Raw genomic sequence first — 23,643 nt, 5'->3', positions numbered from 1 at the left:
CACAGTTTTGCTCTGCGTTTACTCAGGTGACGCTGTGGCGAACCTTGAACTGCGGCTGGTCCCAGGTTTTCTGATCGAGAATCTCACCCAGGATTTCCACCGCATCCCACACTTCAGCAAAGCTGGTGTACAGCGGGGTAAACCCGAAACGCATGATGCGCGGCTCGCGATAATCACCAATCACGCCACGAGCGATCAAGGCCTGGATAACCGCGTAGCCTTCCGGGTGTTCGAAGCTGACGTGGCTACCCCGTCGGGCATGCTCACGCGGGGTGATCAGGGTCAGGTCGTGGGCGGCGCAACAGCTTTCCACCAACTCGATGAACAGGTCGGTCAACGCCAGGGATTTAGAGCGCAAGCTGGCCATATCGGTCTGGGCGAAAATATCCAGGCCACACTCCACCATCGCCAGCGAGGTAATCGGCTGGGTGCCGCACAGGTAGCGGGCGATGCCCTGGCTCGGCGCATAACGCGATTCCATGGCGAACTGTCGGGTATGCCCGAACCAGCCCGACAGCGGCTGCGTAACCACATCCACCAGCGCCGGGTTGACCCACACAAACGCCTGGGAGCCGGGCCCGCCGTTGAGGTATTTGTAAGTGCAACCAATCGCATAATCGGCACCGGCCTGATGCAGGTCGATCGGCACCGCGCCCGCCGAATGCGCCAGGTCCCAGATCGCCAGCGCGCCACATTCATGGCTCAAGGCAGTCTGGGCCTGCATGTCGTACATGTAGCCGGTCTTGTAGTTGACGTGGGTAAGCATCACCACGGCCGTGTCCTGGTCGATGGCTTTCGGCAGTTCGTCCGGGCTGTTGACCAGGCGCAGGGAGTAGCCCTGTTGCAGCAGTTCGGTGAGGCCTTCGGCGATGTACAGGTCGGTGGGGAAATTGCTCGCTTCGCTGACGATCACCTTGCGGCTTGGCGCGCGTTCGCGTTGCACGGTCAGCGCGGCGCTGAGCACTTTGAACAGGTTGATGGAGGTGGTATCGGTGATCACCACTTCACCGTCGCGGGCACCGATCAGCGGTGCCAGGCGATTGCCCAGGCGCTGGGACAGGTCGGCCCAGCCGGCACTGTTCCAACTGCGAATCAGGCCATTGCCCCACTCCTCGGCGATCACCGCTTGCGCCCGTTCCAGTGCCGCTACCGGGCGCGCACCGAGGGAGTTGCCGTCGAGGTAGATGACCCCGGCCGGCAAGGCGAATTGGTTGCGCAATGGCGCCAGCGGATCCTGGGCGTCGAGGGTCAGGCAATGGGTGCGGGTGGTCATGGTCAGTCCTGTTGTTGTAGTAACAATGAGCCAAATAATGAACGAAGCTTTAGAGAATTTTCGTGCAAAGTGGTGGGCAACAGGCTAATTAAGCTGTAGGAAATTCGAATTTAACCCCCAAACACGCGGATTTATTCTAACCATGATTCTCGACGCCACCGACCTGCGCCTTCTGCATTTCCTGCAACAGGATGGCCGTATCAGTAACCAGGAACTGGCGGAGAAAGTCGCCCTGTCGCCGTCGGCCTGCCTGCGGCGTTTGCGCCTGCTGGAAAGCGAGGGAATCATCAGTGGTTATCGGGCGGTGTTGAACGCCGAGCAGCTGGGGATCGAGCTGGAGGCCATCGTCCACCTGTCGTTACGCCAGGATGTGGAGGATTGGCACGAGACGTTTATCAAGAAGGTGCAAGGGTGGCCGGAGGTGGCCAGTGCGTACGTGATTACCGGGGCGAGCAATTATGTGCTGCGGGTGCAGGCGCGCAACCTCAAGCATTTTTCTGACTTTATCGTGAACCACCTGAACCGCACGGCGGGGGTGATGGATATTCGCTCGGAGATCGTGCTGCAGAAGATCAAGGATCGGGATGATCTGCTCGATCTGGTTGTTCGCAAATAGGCCAAACGATACAGCGCCAATGTGGGAGCGGGCTTGCTCGCGAAGGCGGAGTGTCAGTCACCGGAAATATTGACTGATCCACCGCATTCGCGAGCAAGCCCGCTCCCACATTTTTTTACCGCGTTCAGTCTTCGAGGGCGCGCACTCGCTGCATGCGCTTTTGTTCTACCGGCGCCGCCGCAGGCTGCAACTCAAAGTCAAAATCAATCTGCGCAAACTGCCCTTCCACACCAAATTCCTTCGCCAGGTTCGCGTCCTCGCTGAAGCGAATTTCGGCGATCAACTCATCCCGCGTCGCATAGGCAAAATCATCATGCAGGTACGGATCATCCGACAGGTTGATCTGCGTGGTCAGGTGCCGATGGCCCGGCGCCGAGATGAAGAAGTGGATATGCGCCGGCCGCTGGCCATGGCGCCCCAACTGGTCCAGCAACTGCTGGGTCGGGCCGGTCGGCGGGCAGCCATACCCCGACGGCACGATGCTGCGAAAACGGTAGTTGCCCTGGGCATCGGTCTCGATTCGCCGACGCAGGTTGAACTCCGACTGCGTGCTGTCAAACCACGAATACGTACCACCGGTATTGGCCTGCCATACATCGACAATCGCCCCCGCCAACGGCTTGCCATTGGTGTCGCGCACCTGGCCCTGCATGAACAGCGGCACGCCCGGGTCCTGCCCGTCGTCCAGCCGCGCCTCGAACTTGGACAGCGGCGCACCGGCCACATACAGCGGGCCTTCGATGGTGCGCGGGGTGCCGCCGGACTTGCCGGCTTCCTCGTCCGCCGCGTCCATCAGCATGTCCAGGTAATGCTCCAGGCCCAGGCCTGCCGCGAGCAAGCCGGCTTCCTGGTTCTTGCCCAGTTCGTTGAGGTAGTTGACCGCCTTCCAGAACTCTTCCGGAGTCACTTCCAGGTCTTCGATGATGTTCACCGTGTCCCGCAGGATCCGGTAGATCAGCGCCTTGGCCCGTGGGTTGCCGCCGTCGTTAAGGTTGCCGCTGGCTTCTTCGAGAAACTGTTGGGCATGAGCAGTCTGGGAAAGTCGGATGGACATGGTGCAATCCTCATCTTGTAATTATTAGGTGAAAAAACAGACTCAGCGATCATCCTCACGGATCGACGATGGATGCCGGCACAGGGCATTCACTTCGATGGCCATGTAAGGATAAAGCGGCAGTTGCATCAACAGGTCATGCAGTTCCTGCACGCTGTCGACATCGAACACGCTGTAGTTGGCGTACAGCCCGGCGATGCGCCACAGGTGGCGCCATTTGCCTTGCTCCTGCAGCCGCTGGGAGAAGGCTTTTTCTTCAGCCTTGAGGCCGGCAGCGCGCTCGGGGTTCATGTCGACGGGCAGGTTCACGGTCATTTTTACGTGGAACAACATCGCAGGTGTCCTCTTGTTAGTTATCGCGACGGAAGAACGCCAGGCGCTCTTCATCGATGGCCAGGCCCAGGCCCGGAGCGGTGGAGACATGCAGGTGGAAATCGCGGTACACCAGCGGCTCGGCGAGGATGTCTTCGGTGAGCAGCAGCGGGCCGAACAGCTCGGTGTCCCACGCCAGTTTGTTCAAGGTGAGAAAGGCATGGGCCGAGGCCAGGGTGCCGATACCGCCTTCAAGCATGGTGCCGCCGTACAGGCCGATGCCCGCCGCTTCGGCAATCGCCGCGGTGCGCAATACCGCACGCGGCCCGCCGTTTTTGGCGATCTTCAGGGCGAACACCGAGGCCGCGCCTTCGCGGGCCAGGTTGAAGGCATCTTCCACGCATTCGATGGATTCGTCGGCCATGATCGGCGCCGGGCTCGACAGGTTGAGCCGCACCATGCCGCCGCGGTTGTTGCGCGAGATCGGTTGTTCGATCAGGTCGATACCGTTGTCCCCCAGCACCTTGCAGGCGCGCAGGGCCACGGCTTCGTCCCAGGCCTGGTTGACGTCGACCCGCACACTGGCGCGGTCGCCCAGGGCTTTTTTGATCGCGATGACGTGGGCCAGGTCCTGGCTGACTTCACCGGCGCCGATCTTCAATTTGAAAATGCGGTGGCGGCGCAGGTCGAGCATCTTCTCGGCCTCGGCGATGTCTTTTTCGGTGTTGCCGCTGGCCAGGGTCCAGGCCACCGGCAAGGCGTCCCGCACGCGGCCGCCGAGCAATTCGCTGACCGGCAAATTCAGGCGTTTACCGAGGGCGTCGAGCAAGGCGCTTTCGATACCCGACTTGGCAAAGGTGTTGCCCCGGATGCTGCGCTCCAGGCGCAACATGGCGGCATTGATGTTGCTCGCGTCCTGGCCGAGCAGCAGCGGCGCGAAGTGCCGGTCGATGTTGATCTTGATGCTGTCGGGGCTTTCATTGCCGTAGCTCAGGCCGCCGATGGTGGTGGATTCACCGATGCCTTCGATACCGTCGGCGCAGCGCACGCGGATGATCACCAGGGTCTGGTTCTGCATCGTGTGCATCGCCAGCTTGTGCGGGCGGATGGTAGGGAGATCGACGATGATGGTCTCGATCGACTCGATGGCGCAAATCGGCATGGCAATACCCGTTGGGTTCTTTATAGATTTGGCCTGATTCTGTTCCGGATCTCTGCTGGCTTCCAATATAGAATGAGTCTCGAACAATACCCTTAAGGTATGAATGGAGTCTTTATGGAACTGCGCCATCTGCGTTACTTCCAGGTGCTGGGGGAAACCCTCAACTTCACCCGCGCCGCCGAACGCCTGCACATTGCCCAGCCGCCGCTGAGCCGGCAGATCCAGCAATTGGAGGACGAACTGGGTGTGGTGCTGCTGGAACGTGGGCGCCCGTTGCGCCTGACCGAAGCCGGGCGGTTTTTCTATGAGCACGCCAATGTGCTGCTGGAGCAACTGGGCAAGGTGTGTGACAACACCCGGCGCATCGGCCTTGGGCAGAAAACCTGGCTGGGCATCGGTTTTGCGCCGTCGACGCTGTACGGCGTGCTGCCGGAGTTGATTCGCCGGCTGCGCAGCCACGATGGCCTGGAGCTGGAGTTGGGCCTGTCGGAGATGACCACGCTGCAACAGGTTGAAGCTCTCAAGGCCGGGCGGATTGACGTGGGCTTCGGGCGGATTCGCATCGACGACCCGGCCATTGTGCAGCGGGTGTTGGTGGAGGACCGGTTGGTGGCGGTGTTGCCCGCCGGACATCCCCTGCTGGGCGCCCCGGCCACCCTGGCGCAATTGGCCGCTGAACCCTTCGTGCTGTATCCCGGCAACCCGCGCCCGAGCTACGCCGACCATGTGATCGCGCTGTTCGATGCCCATGGCTTGAGCCTGAAGGTTTCGCAGTGGACCAACGAATTGCAGACCGCCATTGGTCTGGTCGGCGCAGGCATGGGCGTGACCCTGGTACCCGCCTCGGTGCAGGTGCTGCACCGCGCAGACATTGGCTATACGCCGGTGGTGGAGGCCACCGCCACGTCGCCGATCATTCTCAGCCGGCGGATCAATGACCAGTCGCCGGGGCTCAGTCATTGCCTGCAACTGGTGGAAGAGTTGATTTAAAAGAACACCACACATCCAATGTGGGAGCGGGCTTGCTCGCGAATGCGCAGTGTCAGTCACCGAATGAGTTGGCTGATGCACCGCATTCGCGAGCAAGCCCGCTCCCACAGTTGATCTCCGTTGTTTTTGCGTAAGGTATTCATCCACGCATGCGCCGGGCGTCGTTGCGTTGCAGGGTCTGGCTGGGGGATTCGTCGAACAGCTTGCGGTATTCGGCCGAGAATCGCCCCAGATGAGTAAAGCCCCAGCCCAGGGCGATTTCGGAGATGGTGCGCGTGGAGCCATGTTCGAGGATTTGCTGGCGCACGGCACCCAGGCGGTATTTCTTCAGATAGGCCATGGGCGACAGGGCGAAGTATTTGCGGAAGGCATCGAACAGCTTGAAGCGCGAAACGCCCGCCGCCGCCTCCAGATCCTCCAGGTGCACCGCTTCCCGGGCGTTGTCGTGGATGTACTGTCGGGCACGAATCAAATAGTGCGGCAGCTTCACCCCCAGCACGTCCCGCAGTTCTTCGGAATAGTTGTTCGGCTGGGCCAGGATCAGGCCCTTGATCAGCGAGCTTTCCAGGTCCCGGGTAAACGCCACCTGGTCATACAGCTCGCTGCTGCGCTCCAGTTCGGCGATGAAATACCGCGCCATGCGCCACCACGACGCGGAAGCGCCGTCCACCGCGTCCATCGCCGACTCGAAGCGCAGCGGCGCTTCAATCGGCCGCTGCAGCAGGCCTTCCAGGGATTCGCTCATCGCCGCGCGGGTGATCACCACCTGCAACTTGCGGCAGTCGCCGGAGATCTCCAGCACCTGATGTTCGTTGGGCGAAATGATCACGCCCTGGTCACGGTTGGAGCTGAGCCGTACGCCGTTCTTGCTCAGTTCCTGCTCGCCCACCAGCGGCAGGGTCAGGCTGTAGCTGCTGAAGTGCTCGGCGTCTTCGATGTCGATGGTGACGTCGGTGCCGTATTCGATAATCCCCAGCGTCGTGGCGCGGGACTTGAACACATTGGCGCTGTGGTGAAAGCGGATGCGCTCCGGCGTCGCGGTTTGCAGGCGGTGCGGCCCGCAAATGCCGGACATCCAGCTGCAGGCGCCTTCAAGGTCGAAGCGCTCGATACGTATATCGCGTGTATTGCTACTCATCACGGGGCACCCACGGCAATTGTGGCCGGCGCGCTCTGACGGCGCGTCCTGGTAGATCGACAGCAAGTTTTGCGCCACGCCAGCGGGATCGCCACTGGGTGGATAGCAACCGTCGACTAAGTGGATAACAAGCAGACTTTTCCGACAATCGCCTTGCAAGACAGTAGCGCATTCCGCCACCGCCCTGCACCGCCGTGGGTATTTCGTGCCCAACTAAGTGGCCCACCTTCCCCCATTAACCGGATAGCCCGGTGCCCCGCCGCAGCCTCTTAATGGCCTACCCGTCTAGCCATTATCAAAAAGGTGCCTCCCATGAGTGGTGCAAGAAGCGTCGAGCAGTGGAAAAGCTTTATCGAAGGCTGCCTGGACTTCCGTCCGGTGGATGAGGTGTTCCGCATCGCCCGGGACATGTTCACCGAGCCGGAGTTGTTCGAGCTGGAAATGGAGCTGATCTTCGAAAAAAACTGGATCTATGCCTGTCACGAGAGCGAACTGGCCAACAAGCACGACTTCGTGACGATGCGCGCCGGGCGCCAGCCGATGATCATCACCCGCGACGGCGAAGGCCAGCTCAACGCGCTGATCAACGCTTGCCAGCATCGCGGCACTACCCTGACCCGGGTTGGCAAGGGCAACCAGTCCACGTTTACCTGCCCGTTCCATGCCTGGTGCTACAAGAGCGATGGCCGGCTGGTGAAGGTCAAGGCGCCGGGGGAATACCCGGAAGGCTTCGACAAGGCCACTCGCGGCCTGAAAAAAGCGCGGATCGAGAGCTACAAGGGTTTCGTCTTCATCAGCCTCGACGTGAACGGCACCAACAGCCTGGAAGATTTCCTCGGCGACGCCAAAGTGTTCTTCGACATGATGGTCGCCCAATCGGCCACCGGTGAGCTGGAAGTGCTGCCGGGCAAGTCCGCCTACACCTACGACGGTAACTGGAAACTGCAAAACGAGAACGGCCTGGACGGTTATCACGTCAGCACCGTGCACTACAACTACGTGGCCACGGTGCAGCATCGCCAGCAGGTCAATACGGAAAACGGCACCGGCTCGGGCACGACACTGGACTACAGCAAGCTCGGCGCCGGCGACGCGAACACCGATGACGGCTGGTTCGCCTTCAACAATGGCCACAGCCTGTTGTTCAGCGACATGCCCAACCCCACCGTGCGTTCGGGCTACGCCACCATCATGCCGCGCCTGATCGAAGAACACGGCCAGCAAAAAGCCGAATGGATGATGCACCGCCTACGCAACCTGAACATCTACCCAAGCCTGTTCTTCCTCGACCAGATCAGCTCGCAGCTGCGGATCATCCGGCCCATCGCGTGGAACAAGACCGAAATCATCAGCCAGTGCCTGGGGGTGAAGAACGAGTCTGACGCCGACCGTGAAAACCGTATTCGCCAGTTCGAGGATTTCTTCAACGTCTCGGGCATGGGCACGCCGGATGACCTGGTGGAATTTCGCGAAGCCCAGCGCGGCTTCCAGGGCCGCCTGGAGCGCTGGAGCGATATTTCCCGTGGCAGCCACCGCTGGGAAACCGGGCCGACCCCCAATAGCGAATCCATCGGTATCCAGCCGGCGATGACCGGCACCGAATTCACCCACGAAGGGCTGTACGTCAACCAGCACCGCAACTGGCAGAAATTCCTGCTGGACGGGCTCGACCAGCAAGCCCTGAAACTGCGGGAGGTGGAATGATGAATGCGCAATTGCAGTACCGGATCGAGCAGTTTTTTTATCGTAAATCCGAGCTGTGCGATGCCCAGGACTGGGACGCCTACGTGCAGCTGTTCGACCCGCAGAGTGAATTCCACCTGCCGCAGTGGGATTCGGAACATGTCTACACCCGCGACCCGAAGCGCGAAATGTCGTTGATCTACTACGCCAACCGCTCGGGGCTGGAGGATCGGGTGTTTCGCCTGCGTACGGGCAAGGCTGCGTCGGCCACGCCGATGCCAAGGACGCTGCATTTGATCAACAACGTGCGGATTGCCGAGCAACCGGGCGGGCTGCTGGAAGTGAAGTTGAACTGGCACACGTTGTTCTATCGGCTGGCGACGTCGGAGCAGTTCTATGGCAGCGCCACCTACAGCCTCAAGCCCGATGGCGACAGTTGGTTGATCACCCGCAAGCACGCGCTGCTGCTCAACGACACCATCAACTCGGTGCTGGATTTCTATCACCTGTGACCTGATGCATTACACCTGTGGCGAGGGAGCTTGCTCCCGCTGGACCGGGTTGGCGCTCCAGTGCGTAGCGCCCCCGGCTTTTTGGGGCTGCTGCGCAGCCCAGCGGGAGCAAGCTCCCTCGCCACAGGTAAATCGCAGGCATAGAAAATCAAACTCGCGGAGTTCTGCGAATGAATCACAAAGTGGCCTTCAGTTTTGCCGACGGCAAGACCCTGTTTTTCCCGGTGGGCGCCAATGAGATCCTGTTGGATGCGGCGTTGCGCAACGGCATCAAGATCCCGCTCGACTGCCGCGAAGGCGTATGCGGCACCTGCCAGGGCCGCTGCGAGTCCGGCGACTACAGCCAGGACTACGTAGACGAGGAAGCCCTCTCCAGCCTCGACCTGCAACAACGCAAAATGCTCAGCTGCCAGACCCGGGTCCAATCCGATGCGGCGTTCTACTTCGATTTTGATTCCAGCCTGTGCAACGCGCCGGGGCCAGTACAAATCCGCAGTACGGTGAGCCAAGTGCAACAGGTCTCGGCCAGCACCGCGATCCTGCACCTGCAGCTTGAACACCCATTGGACTTTTTGCCGGGCCAATATGCCCGCCTGTCGATTCCCGGCACCGACAGTTGGCGCTCCTACTCTTTCGCCAACCGCCCGGGCAATCAGTTGCAGTTCCTGATCCGCCTGCTGCCCGATGGCGTGATGAGCAACTACATTCGCGAACGCTGCCAGGTCGGTGATGAGTTGCTGCTGGAAGCGCCATTGGGTGCCTTCTACCTTCGGCATGTCACCCGACCGCTGGTGTTGGTGGCCGGTGGCACTGGTTTATCGGCGCTGCTGGGCATGCTCGATGACCTGGCCGCCAGCGGCTGCCAACAGCCGGTGCACCTGTATTACGGCGTGCGGGGTGCGGCCGATTTATGCGAGGCAACACGCATAAAAGCCTACGCCGATACGATCCCGGGGTTTCGCTACACCGAGGTACTCAGCGACCCACCTTCGGACTGGGCCGGCAAACGCGGCTACCTCACCGAGCATTTCGACCTGGCCGAATTGCGGGATCAATCGGCAGATATGTACGTCTGCGGCCCCCCTCCGATGGTCGAATCCATCAAACAATGGCTGCTGGATCAGGCACTTGATGGCGTTCAGCTGTATTACGAAAAGTTTACCGAGAGTAATATCTGACCCCTCAGCGGTTTGAGGGGCTGGTTCGGTGTGCGATCAACCCTGAAAAAAACAAGTAGAAGGGAATGTTAATGGCGGATGACATGGTTAACCCGGTGGGCCTCAAGCGTGGCCTGAAGAACCGGCATATTCAGCTGATTGCCTTGGGAGGGGCGATCGGGACCGGGCTGTTCCTCGGCTCGGCGGGCGTGCTCAAGTCGGCGGGGCCGTCGATGATCCTGGGCTATGCAGTAGCCGGGTTCATCGCGTTCCTGATCATGCGCCAGCTGGGCGAAATGATCGTCGAGGAACCGGTGGCCGGCTCCTTCAGCCACTTCGCCCACAAGTACTGGGGCGGTTACGCAGGCTTCCTCGCCGGCTGGAACTACTGGGTACTCTACGTGCTGGTGGGCATGGCCGAGCTGACAGCGGTGGGCAAGTACATCCAGTTCTGGTGGCCGGAAATTCCGACCTGGGTCAGTGCGGTGGTGTTCTTTGTGCTGGTCAACCTGATCAACACCCTCAACGTGAAGTTCTTCGGTGAGACCGAGTTCTGGTTCGCGATCATCAAGGTGGTGGCGATTGTCGGCATGATCGTGCTCGGCTGCTACCTGCTGTTCAGCGGCACCGGCGGCCCGCAAGCCTCGGTGAGCAACCTGTGGAGCCACGGCGGGTTCTTCCCGAATGGCGGCATGGGGCTGTTGATGTCCATGGCGTTCATCATGTTCTCGTTCGGCGGCCTGGAGTTGGTGGGTATTACCGCCGCCGAAGCCAGCGAACCCCGCAAGGTGATCCCGAAGGCGATCAACCAGGTGGTGTACCGGATCCTGATTTTCTACGTCGGCGCCCTTACCGTGCTGCTGTCGTTGTACCCATGGGACCAACTGCTGCAAACCCTCGGCGCGTCGGGCGATGCCTACAGCGGCAGTCCGTTCGTGCAGATCTTTTCCTTGATCGGTAACGACACCGCCGCCCACATCCTCAACTTCGTGGTCCTGACCGCGGCACTGTCGGTGTACAACAGCGGCGTGTACTGCAACAGCCGCATGCTGTTCGGCCTGGCCGAGCAAGGCGACGCGCCGAAAGCGCTGATGAAGTTGAACAAGCAAGGCGTGCCGCTGCGTGCCCTGGGCATCTCGGCCCTGGTGACGCTGCTGTGTGTGGTGATCAACTACGTCGCGCCGCATGACGCACTGGAGCTGTTGTTTGCGCTGGTGGTTGCCTCGTTGATGATCAACTGGGCGCTGATCAGCCTGACCCACATCAAGTTCCGCAAGGCCATGGGCGAGCAAGGCGTGGTGCCGTCGTTCAAGACCTTCTGGTTCCCGTTCAGCAACTACCTGTGCCTGGCGTTCATGCTGATGATCATCTGCGTGATGCTGGCGATTCCGGGCGTACGGGCGTCGGTGTATGCGATTCCGGTTTGGGTCGGGATTATCTATGTGGCGTACCGGTTGCGGTTGAACAACGCGAAGGCAGTAACAGCGCAATAACCCATGTGGGAGCGGGCTTGTGTGGGAGCGGGCTTGCTCGCGAAGGCGTCGTGTCAGTCACCTGATGTATTGACTGACCCACCGCTTTCGCGAGCAAGCCCGCTCCCACATTTGGATCGTATTGCAAATGAAAAGCCCCGGTACTGATGAGTACCGGGGCTTTTTGTTGGGCCTTGATTACAGCGTGGAACGCACTCGCCACAGCTCGGGGAACAATACGGTGTCGAGCATCTTGCGCAGGTAGCCCACGCCTTCGGTGCCGCCCGTACCAGGCTGGAAGCCGATGATCCGCTCCACGGTGGTGACATGGCGGAAGCGCCACTGGCGGAAGGAATCTTCCAGGTCGATAAACTTTTCGGCCAACTGGTACAGGTCCCAATACCGGCTCGGATCGCGATAAACCTCGCGCCACGCCGCCTCCACGGAATCATCGTGAACCGTTGGCGCCGTCGGGTCGCGTTCGGCGCGCTTGGGGTCGATCGCCAGCCCGGCCTTGGTCATCAGGTTGATCGCCTCGTCATACAGCGACGGCGTGGCAATCGCCACCTGCAGCTCCTTCAACAACTCCGGCCGGTGGGCGTGAGGCCGCAACAGCGCCGCGCTTTTGTTGCCGAGGATGAATTCGATTTCCCGGTACTGGAACGACTGGAAACCCGACGACTGCCCCAGGTACGGGCGGATCGACTTGTACTCCGACGGCGTCATGGTCGCCAGTACCGCCCAGGCGTGCACCAGTTGGTCAAAGATCCGCGACACCCGCGCCAGCATCTTGAACGCCGGCGGCAGCTCACCCAGGCGCACGTGTTCGCGGGCGGCCTTGAGTTCGTGGAGCATCAACTTCATCCACAGCTCCGAGGTCTGGTGCTGGATGATGAACAGCATCTCGTTGTGGTCCGGCGACAGCGGGTGCTGGGCGCTGAGCACTTTGCCCAGGTCCAGGTAGTCGCCGTAGCTCATGGACTCGGAAAAATTCAGCTCGGCGTTATGCCATTCTTCCGGCGGCTGGTAGTCAGGGGAGAAAGGACACTGGCTCATCGCGTGGGCTCCTTGAGCGGGCGGAGAATGGCTCGTACCGGGCTGGCATCGAGGTTGGCAAAACGCAGCGGCAGCGCGATCAACTCGTAATCTCCCTCCGGCACGTCGTCGAGGACGATGCCTTCGAGAATCGCCATGCCATGCCGGGCGACGGCGTTGTGGGAGTCCATGGTCTTGGACTGCTGCGGGTCCAGGGACGGTGTGTCGATACCGATCAGGCGCACACCGAGGCTGAACAGCAACTCGACGGTTTGCGGGGCGACGGCGGTGAAATTCGAATCCCAGGCATCCAGCGGCGCCTGTTGATAAGTGCGCAACAGTACACGCTCCGGCAGGTTTTCCAGGCGGCCTTCCAACTGATGCGGCTGCACCAGCGCGCCGCTGCCCAGGCAATGCAGCACCCGGCACGGGCCCATGTACACATCCAGAGACACTTCGCCAATCGGCGCGCCGTCCGTGCTGTAGTGCAACGGCGCGTCCACATGGGCGCCGGTGTGGGGCGACAGGGTGATGCGCCCGACATTCACCGGGCACTCGGGGCCGAACTGCCAGACCCGCTCTTCCTGAAACGGCGTATCACCCGGCCAGGTCGGGGTCGCGGTGCTCAAGGGCGGGCTGATGTCCCACCACGTTTTTATTGGATTCATTTCAAGGCTCTCGGTCGTTACTGGGGTGAATGATACGAGGGCCGGCTGTAAATATTCTTGCGAATTCCAGCGCAAAGCGGGAAATCTTTCGCACTTACTGCGAGGAAATGGCTGATTGGCGCACAGATATTTCGTACCGACTCAATCCTTCAAACAACAAATATCCCCTGTGGGAGCCGGGCTTGCCCGCGATGAGGTCGGCACAGCGTGTCCTTCCATCGCCTGACACTCCGCCATCGCGGGCAAGCCCGGCTCCCACAGGGGTTGGCAGTGACTCACGGCTGTGCAAATGACTGCGCTTCTGGGCATCCCGATGTCGAGTCCAGACCACTGGCGGGCCGCCCAAGGCGATAGGGTTCGGACTTCCCTTCCACTGCCTCGGAATCATCATGTCCAAGCCAATCACCGTACTGCGCGACACCCATCCACTGCCGGTGCTGGACGCCTGCAAATGGGAAAAACTCGAAGGCGACCCGCACACCGTCAACCTCAACGCCTACACCAGCGAGGACGGCAGCAAGATCATGGGCACCTGGATCTGCACCCCCGGCAAATGGCGGGTGGAGTATGTGAAGTGGGAATACTGTCACTTCCAGGAAGGCTACTGCGTGATCACCCCGGACGGCCTGGAGCCGATCCATTTGCGGGCTGGGGATATCTTTGTGGTGGAGCCGGGGATGAAGGGGACGTGGGAAGTGGTCGAGACGGTGCGTAAGTATTTTGTGTTTGCCTGATCCCACCTCCTGGAAAGGGGTCGCCCTGGCCCCTTTTACCTCAACGACGACCGTCGCGCCCTTCTGATAAAAGCAGCACCTCCCTGCCCCTCTTCCAATAACAATCGCTGTTATTCGTGACAACAACCCTTGATATTCGAAAACAATCAATTAGTATTTTGTGACAGAATATTGTGAGCGCCAAGTTCTTGAAAAAATCTCATGACGTAATGCGCAAAATACATAATCAAACTCACCAAACAGTACAACCACTACTTTAGTTATAGATAAGATTGACTTTTGACACCCCCTACACTTTGAGATAGCTTTCTTGCAACCGGTCTATACTCGAATCTCATAGCATTATAACCCGATGATAATAAGAGGTACGGAGAAGGTGCAGAACTTCACATAATCGCAACCTTCACTGCACATTGATGGAAAACGCGCAGCGATTTGAATTAGACTCCAATGAATCAGTTGATTACCCCATTGGTTTGTTCTAAGGACTCCACACGTCTTCCAGCACTTACTGCACGCGGCAGTCGAGACCGCGCTTTTGCAAAAGGATCAAGAAAATGCCTGAAAAAACAACACGTCTGACCATTCTCATCGACTTCCCGACCAAGCAGCGTCTGGAGTCGCTGTCCGAGGAAGTTGACCTTACTATTTCTCAGGTTATTCGCAAGCTGATTCGTGACCATCTCCAGCAATACGAGAGCCAAGTCCCGCCCTCCGTGCTGGAGCCGGAGAAAGAGGATTCATCGCTCTGCTCTTGATATATAAGCCTGGTTAATTTGCCTTTATAAAACTGTGCGGCATAACTTTCTGCTTATTTATCAGCTGGCGCGCAGTTTAATCATGAACACTGCGCGCCACCCCTCTCCAAGTTAAAGACTGGTGATGAACTATGCCTGTGAAACAGCAATGGCTTGCTTGTTATGCTCATCTAAGCAAAGAAATGAACGGGCCTGCTGTATCATCAGACACCGCGCAGCCCTGTACCTTGTTTTTCTCCATGAGCGACGGCACCCAGCGCGCGCATGTTTTTCATATCACGGCAGATAACTTCGAAGCCGCCTGGCAAACCGGTGTGCAGCGCTTGCAGGGAGCCTACGAACGAGACCGTGCGCAGTCAGGCAACATCGTCGAACGTTCATGGATACGCGTCGAATGCGCGATCAACGTAACCGCCATCACCTGGGCCGAACTCAATGCGCGCTTCAAGCGCCACAAGCGTAATTACTTCCGGCGCGGCATCGCCTTCGATGCGGCGCTGCACATCGCGATCACCGAACAGGAACTGAACGCCAACGCGATCCTGTATGGCGGCAACGCTATCAATCACGCGAGCTTCAATGCCGGCAATTTTTCGGTGTACGCCAGGCGCCGTTTTACCGGGCTCAATACAGCCGACCTGATCGCCACACTTGAACCCGAGACCCCCGTGTTCCTGTTCGACACCAAGGGCGTTTTTTGTGCCGAAGACGGCGTGCCCCACCCGCTGAACCCTGGCCCGACAGAAACCGGCTGGCGCACCCTCGCAGCGCTGGAGCCCGGCATGGTAAAGGCGAGCATCATCAGCGCCGCAAGCTACCTGAGCACTCAGGTGCAGGACAGCGGCCAGTTCGTCTACGGCTACTTCCCGTGCTTTGACCGGGCGATAAAAAACTACAACACCCTGCGCCACGCCAGTACCACCTATTCGATGATCGAGGCCTGGGCACTGACCGGCGATGAGGCGCTTAAATCCGCCATCGACCGCTCGCTGGCCTACCTTACCCAGGAACTGATCAAGTCCTACGTGCTGCCCGACGGCAGTGTGGCGGCGTATCTGCTGGACACCGGTGACGAGATCAAACTGGGTGGCAATGCCGTGTGTTTGTTGGCGCTGGTCAAATACAGCGAAGTCACCGGCACCCGCCACTACCTACCCGTGCTGGAAGCCCTGGCCAATGGCATGGCCTGGATGCAGGACGCGACCACCGGCGCCTTCGTGCACGTCTTGCATGGCCGTGACCTTACCGTCAAAGAGGCGTTCCGGATCATCTACTACGACGGCGAGGCCGCGTTCGGGTTGATCCGCCTCTACGGCCTCACCGGCGATGAGCGCTGGTTAACCGTGGTGGAAAAAGCCTTCGACTACTTCATCGAAAAACAGCACTGGCGCGAGCACGATCACTGGCTCAGCTATTGCGTGAACGAACTGACCCGCTACCGACCTGACGAAAAGTATTTCCGCTTCGGCCTGAATAACGTCGCCGGTTATCTGGGGTTCGTGCAACAGCGCATCACCACCTTTCCGACGCTACTGGAATTGATGATGGCTGCGCAGCAGATGCTCGAACGCATCGCCCAGCAAGCGCAATTGCGCCACCTGCTCACCGAGATCGACCTGCACGCGTTTTACCGCGCCCTGCATCATCGTGCGCGCTACTTGTTCAACGGGTATTTCTGGCCGGAAACGGCGATGTATTTCGCCAATCCTGCGCGCATTGCCGGTTCGTTTTTTATCCGTCACCACGCGTTCAGGGTGCGCATCGACGACGTGGAGCATTACCTCTCGGGGCTGATTGCCTACCACCGCTACCTGCTCGACGGCGCGCCGCAAGTGAGCCTGGCCCAGGACGCAGCGCCCCTCGGCTGGGTCTGGGACGCCAACACCCTGGCTCGGGTGACACACGGCACCTGGGCCAAACAGCCACCGCCCGGTTGGTACACGTCGGGTTTGACGCCGTCCATGCAGTTTTTCAAACCCCAGCGCATGCTCAATCGGCACCCCAGCAAGGTGGGACCGAACGAAGTGCAGTCGGCGCTGCGCTGGGCCCAGGCCAGTCCTGAGCGGCGCCCCTCGGCGTTCTTGTGTGTAGACCCGACGCCCTACCTGGACAGCGGCCTGCCGGTGTTACAGGTCGCCGATACCAGCGAGGCCATGCTGCAAATGGGTCGATACGCCAGGCAGCAATTCACTGGCCAGGTGTTCGGCGTCACCGGCAGCTTCGGTAAAACCACCGTGGTCGCCATGCTCGGCCACGCCCTGAAACACTGGGGCGAAGTGGGCCACACCGAGGCCAACGCCAACCTGCCCCATGGGATCGCCTGGAACCTGGCGAGCATGCCCCGGCCGGCCAAATTCTGGGTACTGGAAATGGCCGTGGGCCGCATGCCGATTAACTCGGAGCTGGTGCGCCCACACATTGCTATCGTGACCGGGCTGGCTCCGGCGCACCTGGAATACCATGGCACCCTGGAAAACCTGGCGCGTAAAAAGAGCGCGATCTTCCGCTCGATGGCACCGGGTGGGCACGCGGTGCTGTGCCGCGATATGCCGCACTACGAGGTGTTCGCCCAGGCCGCCGAAGTCGCGCGCTTGCACGTGACCAGCTATGGCGAACACGCTGATGCCGATGTGCGCCTGCTCGACGTGTGCAGCGAGGCCGACCGGGTCTACGTCACCGCGCAACGTGACACGCAACGGCTGGATTTCAGCCTGAGTGCTCGCGGCCGACACATGGTGCTCAACGCACTGGGGGTGCTGGCGTCGCTGTTCGCCGCCGGGCTTGACGCCGACCAGGCACTGGAAGTGCTGACCGGCTTCCAACCGGTGGAAGGTCGCGGCAATATCCGCTCGATCAAATGCACCGACGGGCATTTCCAGCTGATCAACGATGCGTACAACGCCAACCCGGGCTCGATGGCTGCGGCCTTGCGCTCGATGGCCGACCTGCCCGTGGCCTCGCGGCACCGGGTAGTAGTGTTGGGCGACATGCTGGAGCTGGGCCCCGACGCCCAGCGCTACCACCTGGAACTGGCTGACTCGCTGCGCGCGGCGGCGCCCCGGCATTTGGTGCTGTGCGGGCCGCTGATGCGTGAGGTGTACCGGGTGCTGCGCAGTGAGCTGTCAGTGCAGTGGTTCGAGGATGCCACGGCATTAGGCCAGGCGTTGGCGCGCCACCCCGGCCAGTGGTTCCAGGCGGGGGATTGGGTACTGGTGAAAAGCTCCGGTGGTACCGGGTTGTCGCAGATCTGTGATTGGCTGAACACGACCGAACAGGCGGTGCCGGCGGGTTAGCCCGCGCAGCCCGCTGCTGTCTTCAGGCCAATGTCATTGCGCAGTTGGTGAAACATCGCAGGCACACCCTGCGCCTTGACCAACTGCGCCTGATGCCCGGCGCGAATCAACGCCCGGTAAAAACGCTCCTGCAACACAAATGGGGTTACCTGGTCATCCACGCTGCCAATCACGAACAACTGCCGCGCAGGCGCAACGGCAATGCCGGCCATGTGCTCCAGGGGATCGTAGGGGTGCAATAAACCATTGGTGTCGCGTCCCGGACGCGAAGGCAGGCCTTTGCTTTGACGCAACATCTGCGCGCGCTGCACCAGGGCAAACGCGCCGGAAGTCATCACTGCACACTTCACATCGGTACGCCCCAAGGTCAACAACGCCGCGGCCACCGTGGCGCCGCCGCTGTGCCCCAGCAACACAAACTGCCCGATGCCGTAACGCTTGCGCAGCTCGTTGAGCGCAGCGTCCAGCACAATGAATTCCCGCGCCTGGCGCCGCTGCCCATGGTTGCCGCTGGAACCGTAGGTGCCAGGTCGCGCCACAATCACCACCGGTACGCCCGCACGCCGGCTCAGGGCCTTGGCCTGCCTGGCCTTGGCGGCCAGGGTATTGCCACGGATCGACTCGGGCGAGCGGTGCATTTCCACGTTGCGGTCACCATGAAACATCACGATCACCACGGGCGCACGGCTCAGCACCGCCCCGGAAAAATAGCGAATGCACTCATCGCCCCCGGCCAACTCGACCCAAAGTGAAGAGTCGACCTGGTTGCAGGTCGACTGGTCGGCCGGGGTGTTCCAAAGCAACGGTGTCGACCCCTCACTCAGGGCCCACGCGCCCGGCACGCCGGCCCACAACAGCATCCACCACAACGTAAACCTGGCCACAGCCACCTCGCCTAACGCTCGCGCAAGGCCTCCCGCGCACGGTTCATGGGCTTGATCAAATAGTCGAGCACGGTTTTCTGGCCGGTCTTGATATCCACCGAGGCAATCATCCCAGGCACAATCGAAAACGACTTGCCGGCCTTGTTTTTCAAGGTGTCAGCGTCGGTGCGGATGAACACTCGATAGTAAAAAACTTCTGGCTTGACCTCGTCCTGGATAGTGTCCGGAGAAATGGTCACGACCTTGCCGTCCATGCCGCCATAAATGGCGTAGTCGTAGGCGGTGATCTTGACCTTGGCCACCTGGTCGGGATGGATAAAGGCGATATCTCGCGGGGAGATACGCGCCTCGATCAACAACTGCTCATCCAGGGGCACAATCTGCATCAGGCGCCCGTTGGGCGGGATAACCCCGCCGATGGTGGTGACCTCTATCCCCTTGACGATACCGCGCACCGGCGAGCGCAGGGTCAGGCGGGTCACCGAGTCGGAGCGCCCGCGCATGACTGACGACAGCGTCTCGACGTCGGCATTGACCTTCGCCAGGTCCTCACCGGCCCGCACCATATACTCGGAGCGGGCCTGGGTCAGTTTCAACTCCAGCTCGGCCTTTTGGCGCTTGAGGCGCAACACCTCAACGTTGCTGGCGGCGCCGACCTTGGCCAGGTTTTCGGTGATTTCCAGCTCGCTACGCACCAGCCCGAGCGACGAACGCACGCCGGCCAATGATTCTTCGAGGCCCTTGCGCCGAGTGTTGAACAGGTCGGTTTCGGCGCGCACCAGTGCGGGGTAACGCTCAAGTTCCGGGGGGAACAGTAACGGTTTGCCGTCTACCTCGGCCTGCAAACGCGCGACGCTGGCCAGCGACGCCCGGTACTTGGCGGCACTTTCATCAAAGTTGGATTCGGTCTTGGTCGGGTCAAGCCTGGCCAACGTCTGGCCATTTTTGACGATATCGCCCTCCCCCACATTCAACTCCGTGACGATGCCGCCTTCCAGCGACTGGATGATTTGCTCACGCGAGGTCGGGATGACTTTGCCGCTGCCCGTCGAGACTTCGTCCACTTCAAAAAAGTAGGCCCAGGCACCAAACGCAATCAGCATGACAAACACCCAGCCCACCACGCGCGTGGCGCGCACCACGGTGCGTTCATCCACGCCGTCGTGGGTATGCCGGGCGCCTTCGTCTTCGGTGGCGAGCAGGGGTATGGTTTTCGGCGCAGGGCTTTTCACTGGGTTTTCCCCTTCGGTTTGGACAGGCGCGCAATCGCGTTGGCTTTGCTGTCATCGACGATGATCTGGCCGTTGTCGACCACGATCACCCGATTCACCAGGCTCAATACACTCATGCGGTGCGTGGCGATAATCAGCGTGCGGTGGGCTGCCCAGCGGTCGAGGTTGTGGATCAACTGGCGCTCGGTCGCTTCATCCAGGGACGCGGTGGGCTCGTCGAGCAACACGATATGCGGCTGGCGAATCATCAGCCGCGACAGCAGCAGCGACTGACGCTGCCCGCCCGACAGGCCCAGGCCACCTTCCAGGATCATGTGGTCCAGGCCGTCGGCGAACTTGCCGATGAAGTCGCCCGCACCGGTCAGCGCCAGGGCCTGGAGGATTTCCTGATCGCTGGCATGCGGCGCCCCCATGATCAGGTTGTCGCGCAGCGTGCCGTGGAACAGCCGCGAGTTTTGTGTCATCAGCCCCACGTCGCGGCGCACGTCGGCGGGGTCGATGTGGCTGAGGGCAACGCTATCCAGGCTGATGGTGCCAGCCTTGAGGTCGAGCATCCCGGCCAATGCCTGCAACAGCGTGGATTTACCCGCGCCGTTACGCCCCAGAATCGCGATGCGCTCGCCCGGCTGGATCTTCAGGTCGGCCACACGCAGCGCCGGCACGGGGGCATCGTCGGAATACTGGAATGTGGCCTGGCTCAGCGCGTATTGGCCTTTGATCACCGGCAGGTGCACGCGCTTGCTGCCCTCGGGATGGTCCACCGGCAATTCCATGATCCGGTTCAGGCCTTGCAGCGCAACCTTGGCCTGCTGCCAGCGCGTCAGCACCTGGGTGATCTGGGACATCGGCGCCATCATCCGCGACGCCAGGATAGACGCCGCGACAAGGCTACCGGTGGTCATGTCGCTGGCCATGACCATCGGCGCACCGAACACCACCACCACGGCAAACACCGAGCCCTGCACATTGTTGCTCCAGGCCACCAGTTTGTTGGTGAGCAGGCGCAGGCGCAGGCTGGCGTCGCCGCAGGTGGCGTTGTAGTGATTCCATTGTTGCTGGAAGCGCTGTTCGGCCTGCAACGCCTTGATGTCGTCCAGGCCTTGTATGGTCTCCACCAGCATGGCGCTGCGCAACGAGCTTTCACGCATCGACTCATTCGCCAGTGCCGCGAGTTTTTTCTGCGCCAACAGCCCGGGCACTATCAGGAACAGCACAGCCACCATTGGCACCGCCACCAGCGGGCCGGCGATCAACCAGTAGATCACCAGAAACAGCAGGAAGAACGGCAGATCGGCCAGCGCCGTGGCGGTGCTGGAGGTGATCAGCTCACGCAGTTGTTCCAGTTCCTTGAGCTGCGAAATGAACGAGCCGGTGGACTTCGGCCGGGCGCTGTTACGCAAGCGAATGGCATGCCCGAACACCAGGTCGGAAACGCGCAGATCCGCGCGTTTGCCGAGCATGTCAGTGATGCGCACACGGGTGATGCGCATGATGAAATCAAACACCAGCGCCAGCATCACCCCGCCAAACAGCACATACAGGGTGGGCATGGATTCGGCCGGGATCACCCGGTCGTACACCTGCATCGAAAACAGTACCCCGGCCAACCCCAGCACGCTGGTGACCAGCGACGCGAGCATCACATAGCCATAGGGCCGCAGGTCGCGCAGCACGATGTTTTTGAACCACGCCTTCTCGTAAGGCTTGATGTAGTCGTCGACACGCCGGTCACGCACTGCCGCCATGGGTCGCAGAATCACGCTCTTGCGCGCTTGCTCCAACAGGTCCTGGCGGGTGAGCCGGCTTTGCAGGCCGCCGTCGCCGCTGTAGGCGATGCCCAGGTTGTCGCCGTCGCCGAGGGTTTCGAGCACACCCACCTGGCCGTCGGCAAATTGCAGCACCACCGGTAATTGGCGCTGCATCAGCGTGGTTTCGCTGAAGTCGGCAATCACGCAGTTCAACCCCGCCTGGCGGGCCATCTGCCGTACCACCTCTTCCACCGAAGCGCCTTCGGTCCATTGTGCAGCGATGCGCACGCTTTGGGCCGAGCATTCCAGGCGGTAATGCCGGGCCACGCTCAGGACGGCCTCCAGCCACACTTCATAATCCACTGCGGGCGCCGGGTTCAGCGGTGTTTGTACTGCGTTGGTTTCGTCCGCAAGCATCACAGCATCATTCATGGCCGAATCTCCACACCTTGCAGGGTGCTGTTGTCCAGGTGGAACGCCGTGCGCAGTGCGCCCGTGTTGTAGAGGCAATCGATTTTCAGGCGGCGCAGGTCAGCGGCGGTGTTTTCCCGGTCCATGCGTGCCTGGTGAATTTCCTGCTCGGCATTCAGCAGGTCGAGCAACGGCCGTGTGCCCAGTTCGAGGTACTGCTGGCGATACAGGTCGCGGGTTTCGGAGATGCTGCGCTCACGAAAATCCAGGGTGGATAGTCGCTGGCTGAGGCTTGAGATTTGATCCCGCGCCTCCAGCAACCCCTGGCGAACCGCAAGGCGCGCGGCGTCGTTGGCGGCATCGGCGGAACGCAGGGCCTGTTGCGCGGCGGATTTGCGGGCGGTGATTGCGCCGCCCTGGTACAGCGGCATTTTCACGTTGAGAAATACGCCATAACGGGTACGGTCGCGGCCGCCGGGGACGTTGCTGTCGTCGTTGTTGTCCAGGTAGTGCGTGATGGACGGGTCCAGCGACACGGTCGGCAACGCCTCGGCACGGGCTTGTGCAATCAGCGCCAGCGCATCGACACGCTGCGCCTGGGCGATCAGCAGGGTCGGCGTGACTGCCGTATCGGGTACCACGCCCACGCAGGATTGCTCCAGGCTTGCCGGAAAACCATTCACCACGCTCACTGGCGCCTGCGACCCAAGCAGGCTGCTCAACGTGCTGCGCCAGCGATTGAATTGCGCGGTGAATTGCAATTGCGTCGCCACCGAGGCCTCGACCCGCGAGCGGGCCTGGATCAGGTCCGAACGGGTGCTGGCGCCCATGTCGCTGCGCTTTTTGGCCAGCTCTGCAATCGCCGAAATGCCGTCGATTTGCTCGCGAGCCAGTTGCACCAGCAACTGCGAGCGCTGCAGTTCGATCACGGCGAACGAGGTATCGCGCGCCACCTGATCGATCGACAGCAACACCGACGCCTGGCTGGCACTGACCCGTGCCAGCGCACTGTCGACAGAACTTGAGACCTTGCCGAAGTCATAAAGCATCTGCGACGCCGACAACGAAAACGCACGGCTCTGGCCGTTGCCCCTCAGGCCGCTGTCGTAGCCGGAGTTGAAGCCACCGCTGACTTGCGGGTAATAACCGGAACGGGCGATGTTCACGTTCTCGTTTTGTTGGTACAGCTGGCCGATCGCCTCGGAAATTGCCGGGTGCCATTCCACCGCCAGTTGAATGGCGCGTGTCAGGTCAAGGTTGCTCGGTATGACGTGCTCGGGTGCCACCGGTGCGCTGACGCCCGTTGGCCCGCCGGGTAAATGTGTGCCCAGGTTGCTCGGGCTGATGATGTTGACGCGTTCTTCATCGTCGATATACGACGCTGCCATGACCGGCGCACGCTCGGGCGCGATCATTGCGACTGCCAGAATTACGGCAGACAGCTGCTTGGCCAAACTCTTTTGCCTCACTGCTAGTCACCTGACTGTTGTCAAACCTGATGAGTACAACAA

General features: G+C 60.8%; 20 protein-coding genes. 9 read left to right on the top strand and 11 right to left on the bottom strand.

Translation table 11 applies throughout. The features are described 5' to 3' along the window. Positions 1-22: 22 nt before the first annotated feature. Positions 23-1,273: a kynureninase gene (kynU, locus tag C0058_RS03630; protein WP_102368035.1), complete on the bottom strand. Its 1,251-nt coding sequence runs from the start codon at positions 1,271-1,273 to the stop codon at positions 23-25. Positions 1,274-1,415: 142 nt separating this feature from the next. Here kynU and C0058_RS03625 point away from each other — a divergent pair, with 142 nt between their 5' ends. Continuing rightward, on the top strand, positions 1,416-1,889 hold the full coding sequence (locus tag C0058_RS03625; protein WP_003212305.1) for an Lrp/AsnC family transcriptional regulator: 474 nt from the start codon (positions 1,416-1,418) through the stop codon (positions 1,887-1,889). 124 nt (positions 1,890-2,013) lie between these two features. On the opposite strand, the gene catA is transcribed toward C0058_RS03625, so the two are convergent. From catA to C0058_RS03605, 3 genes are read right to left on the bottom strand one after another with little or no spacing between them, the layout of a single operon-like run. After that, positions 2,014-2,943, bottom strand: a complete 930-nt coding sequence (gene catA, locus C0058_RS03615) for a catechol 1,2-dioxygenase (RefSeq protein WP_003212307.1) — start codon at positions 2,941-2,943, stop codon at positions 2,014-2,016. Positions 2,944-2,985: 42 nt separating this feature from the next. Next, positions 2,986-3,276 carry a muconolactone Delta-isomerase gene (catC, locus tag C0058_RS03610; protein WP_003212310.1) on the bottom strand — a complete coding sequence of 97 codons (291 nt, stop codon included), beginning with the start codon at positions 3,274-3,276 and terminating at the stop codon, positions 2,986-2,988. A 16-nt stretch (positions 3,277-3,292) separates the two neighbouring features. Beyond that, complete coding sequence (locus tag C0058_RS03605; RefSeq protein ID WP_003212312.1) at positions 3,293-4,417, bottom strand: muconate cycloisomerase family protein; 1,125 nt, start codon at positions 4,415-4,417, stop codon at positions 3,293-3,295. Between the two features lie 114 nt (positions 4,418-4,531). Between C0058_RS03605 and C0058_RS03600 the strand changes: the two genes are divergently transcribed. Next, positions 4,532-5,407, top strand: a complete 876-nt coding sequence (locus tag C0058_RS03600) for a LysR family transcriptional regulator (RefSeq protein WP_003212314.1) — start codon at positions 4,532-4,534, stop codon at positions 5,405-5,407. A 139-nt stretch (positions 5,408-5,546) separates the two neighbouring features. Here C0058_RS03600 and C0058_RS03595 read toward each other — a convergent pair whose 3' ends face one another. After that, positions 5,547-6,545 (bottom strand): helix-turn-helix domain-containing protein, encoded by a 999-nt coding sequence (locus tag C0058_RS03595; protein WP_008436676.1) that lies wholly within the window; start codon positions 6,543-6,545, stop codon positions 5,547-5,549. Between the two features lie 312 nt (positions 6,546-6,857). Between C0058_RS03595 and antA the strand changes: the two genes are divergently transcribed. From antA to C0058_RS03575, 4 genes are all read left to right on the top strand, one after another. Then, on the top strand, positions 6,858-8,249 hold the full coding sequence (gene antA / locus C0058_RS03590) for an anthranilate 1,2-dioxygenase large subunit (protein ID WP_003212318.1): 1,392 nt from the start codon (positions 6,858-6,860) through the stop codon (positions 8,247-8,249). Further along, entirely contained in the window at positions 8,249-8,740 is a 492-nt protein-coding gene (gene antB, locus C0058_RS03585) for an anthranilate 1,2-dioxygenase small subunit (RefSeq protein WP_102368034.1), read from the top strand. The genes antA and antB overlap by 1 nt, the downstream gene beginning before the upstream one ends. 170 nt (positions 8,741-8,910) lie before the next feature. After that, entirely contained in the window at positions 8,911-9,918 is a 1,008-nt protein-coding gene (gene antC / locus C0058_RS03580; protein ID WP_102368033.1) for an anthranilate 1,2-dioxygenase electron transfer component AntC, read from the top strand. Positions 9,919-9,989: 71 nt separating this feature from the next. Next, a complete protein-coding gene (locus tag C0058_RS03575) occupies positions 9,990-11,390 on the top strand; it encodes an amino acid permease (protein WP_003212324.1) in 1,401 nt (466 codons plus the stop codon). Between the two features lie 177 nt (positions 11,391-11,567). Here the strand turns inward: C0058_RS03575 and kynA are convergent, their stop codons facing one another. Both kynA and kynB read right to left on the bottom strand, forming a co-directional pair. After that, complete coding sequence (gene kynA / locus C0058_RS03570) at positions 11,568-12,425, bottom strand: tryptophan 2,3-dioxygenase (RefSeq protein WP_008436669.1); 858 nt, start codon at positions 12,423-12,425, stop codon at positions 11,568-11,570. Next, complete coding sequence (kynB, locus tag C0058_RS03565) at positions 12,422-13,072, bottom strand: arylformamidase (protein ID WP_102368032.1); 651 nt, start codon at positions 13,070-13,072, stop codon at positions 12,422-12,424. The genes kynA and kynB overlap by 4 nt, the downstream gene beginning before the upstream one ends. 389 nt (positions 13,073-13,461) lie before the next feature. Here kynB and C0058_RS03560 point away from each other — a divergent pair, with 389 nt between their 5' ends. The 3 genes from C0058_RS03560 (at position 13,462) to C0058_RS03550 (ending at position 17,857) form a co-directional block, all read left to right on the top strand. After that, positions 13,462-13,806 (top strand): cupin domain-containing protein, encoded by a 345-nt coding sequence (locus C0058_RS03560; protein ID WP_003212331.1) that lies wholly within the window; start codon positions 13,462-13,464, stop codon positions 13,804-13,806. A 557-nt stretch (positions 13,807-14,363) separates the two neighbouring features. Further along, a complete protein-coding gene (locus tag C0058_RS03555; protein WP_003212332.1) occupies positions 14,364-14,564 on the top strand; it encodes a hypothetical protein in 201 nt (66 codons plus the stop codon). 239 nt (positions 14,565-14,803) lie between these two features. Continuing rightward, a complete protein-coding gene (locus C0058_RS03550) occupies positions 14,804-17,857 on the top strand; it encodes a UDP-N-acetylmuramoyl-tripeptide--D-alanyl-D-alanine ligase (protein WP_174717772.1) in 3,054 nt (1,017 codons plus the stop codon). Here the strand turns inward: C0058_RS03550 and C0058_RS03545 are convergent. From C0058_RS03545 to C0058_RS03530, 4 genes are read right to left on the bottom strand one after another with little or no spacing between them, the layout of a single operon-like run. Next, on the bottom strand, positions 17,854-18,717 hold the full coding sequence (locus C0058_RS03545; RefSeq protein ID WP_102368030.1) for a S9 family peptidase: 864 nt from the start codon (positions 18,715-18,717) through the stop codon (positions 17,854-17,856). The genes C0058_RS03550 and C0058_RS03545 overlap by 4 nt on opposite strands. 35 nt (positions 18,718-18,752) lie before the next feature. Then, the gene (locus C0058_RS03540; RefSeq protein WP_087693464.1) at positions 18,753-19,943 is read right to left on the bottom strand and encodes an HlyD family efflux transporter periplasmic adaptor subunit; all 1,191 of its coding nucleotides are present in this window, start codon (positions 19,941-19,943) and stop codon (positions 18,753-18,755) included. Positions 19,944-19,969: 26 nt separating this feature from the next. After that, positions 19,970-22,153, bottom strand: a complete 2,184-nt coding sequence (locus C0058_RS03535) for a type I secretion system permease/ATPase (protein WP_102368029.1) — start codon at positions 22,151-22,153, stop codon at positions 19,970-19,972. Next, a complete protein-coding gene (locus tag C0058_RS03530; protein ID WP_174717771.1) occupies positions 22,150-23,547 on the bottom strand; it encodes a TolC family outer membrane protein in 1,398 nt (465 codons plus the stop codon). The genes C0058_RS03535 and C0058_RS03530 overlap by 4 nt, the downstream gene beginning before the upstream one ends. Positions 23,548-23,643 lie beyond the last annotated feature (96 nt).

It is taken from the genome of Pseudomonas sp. NC02 (assembly GCF_002874965.1).
GTDB lineage: Bacteria > Pseudomonadota > Gammaproteobacteria > Pseudomonadales > Pseudomonadaceae > Aquipseudomonas.
The sequence above is the reverse complement of the archived record's forward strand: the minus strand, read 5'-3'. Positions and strand labels throughout refer to the sequence as shown.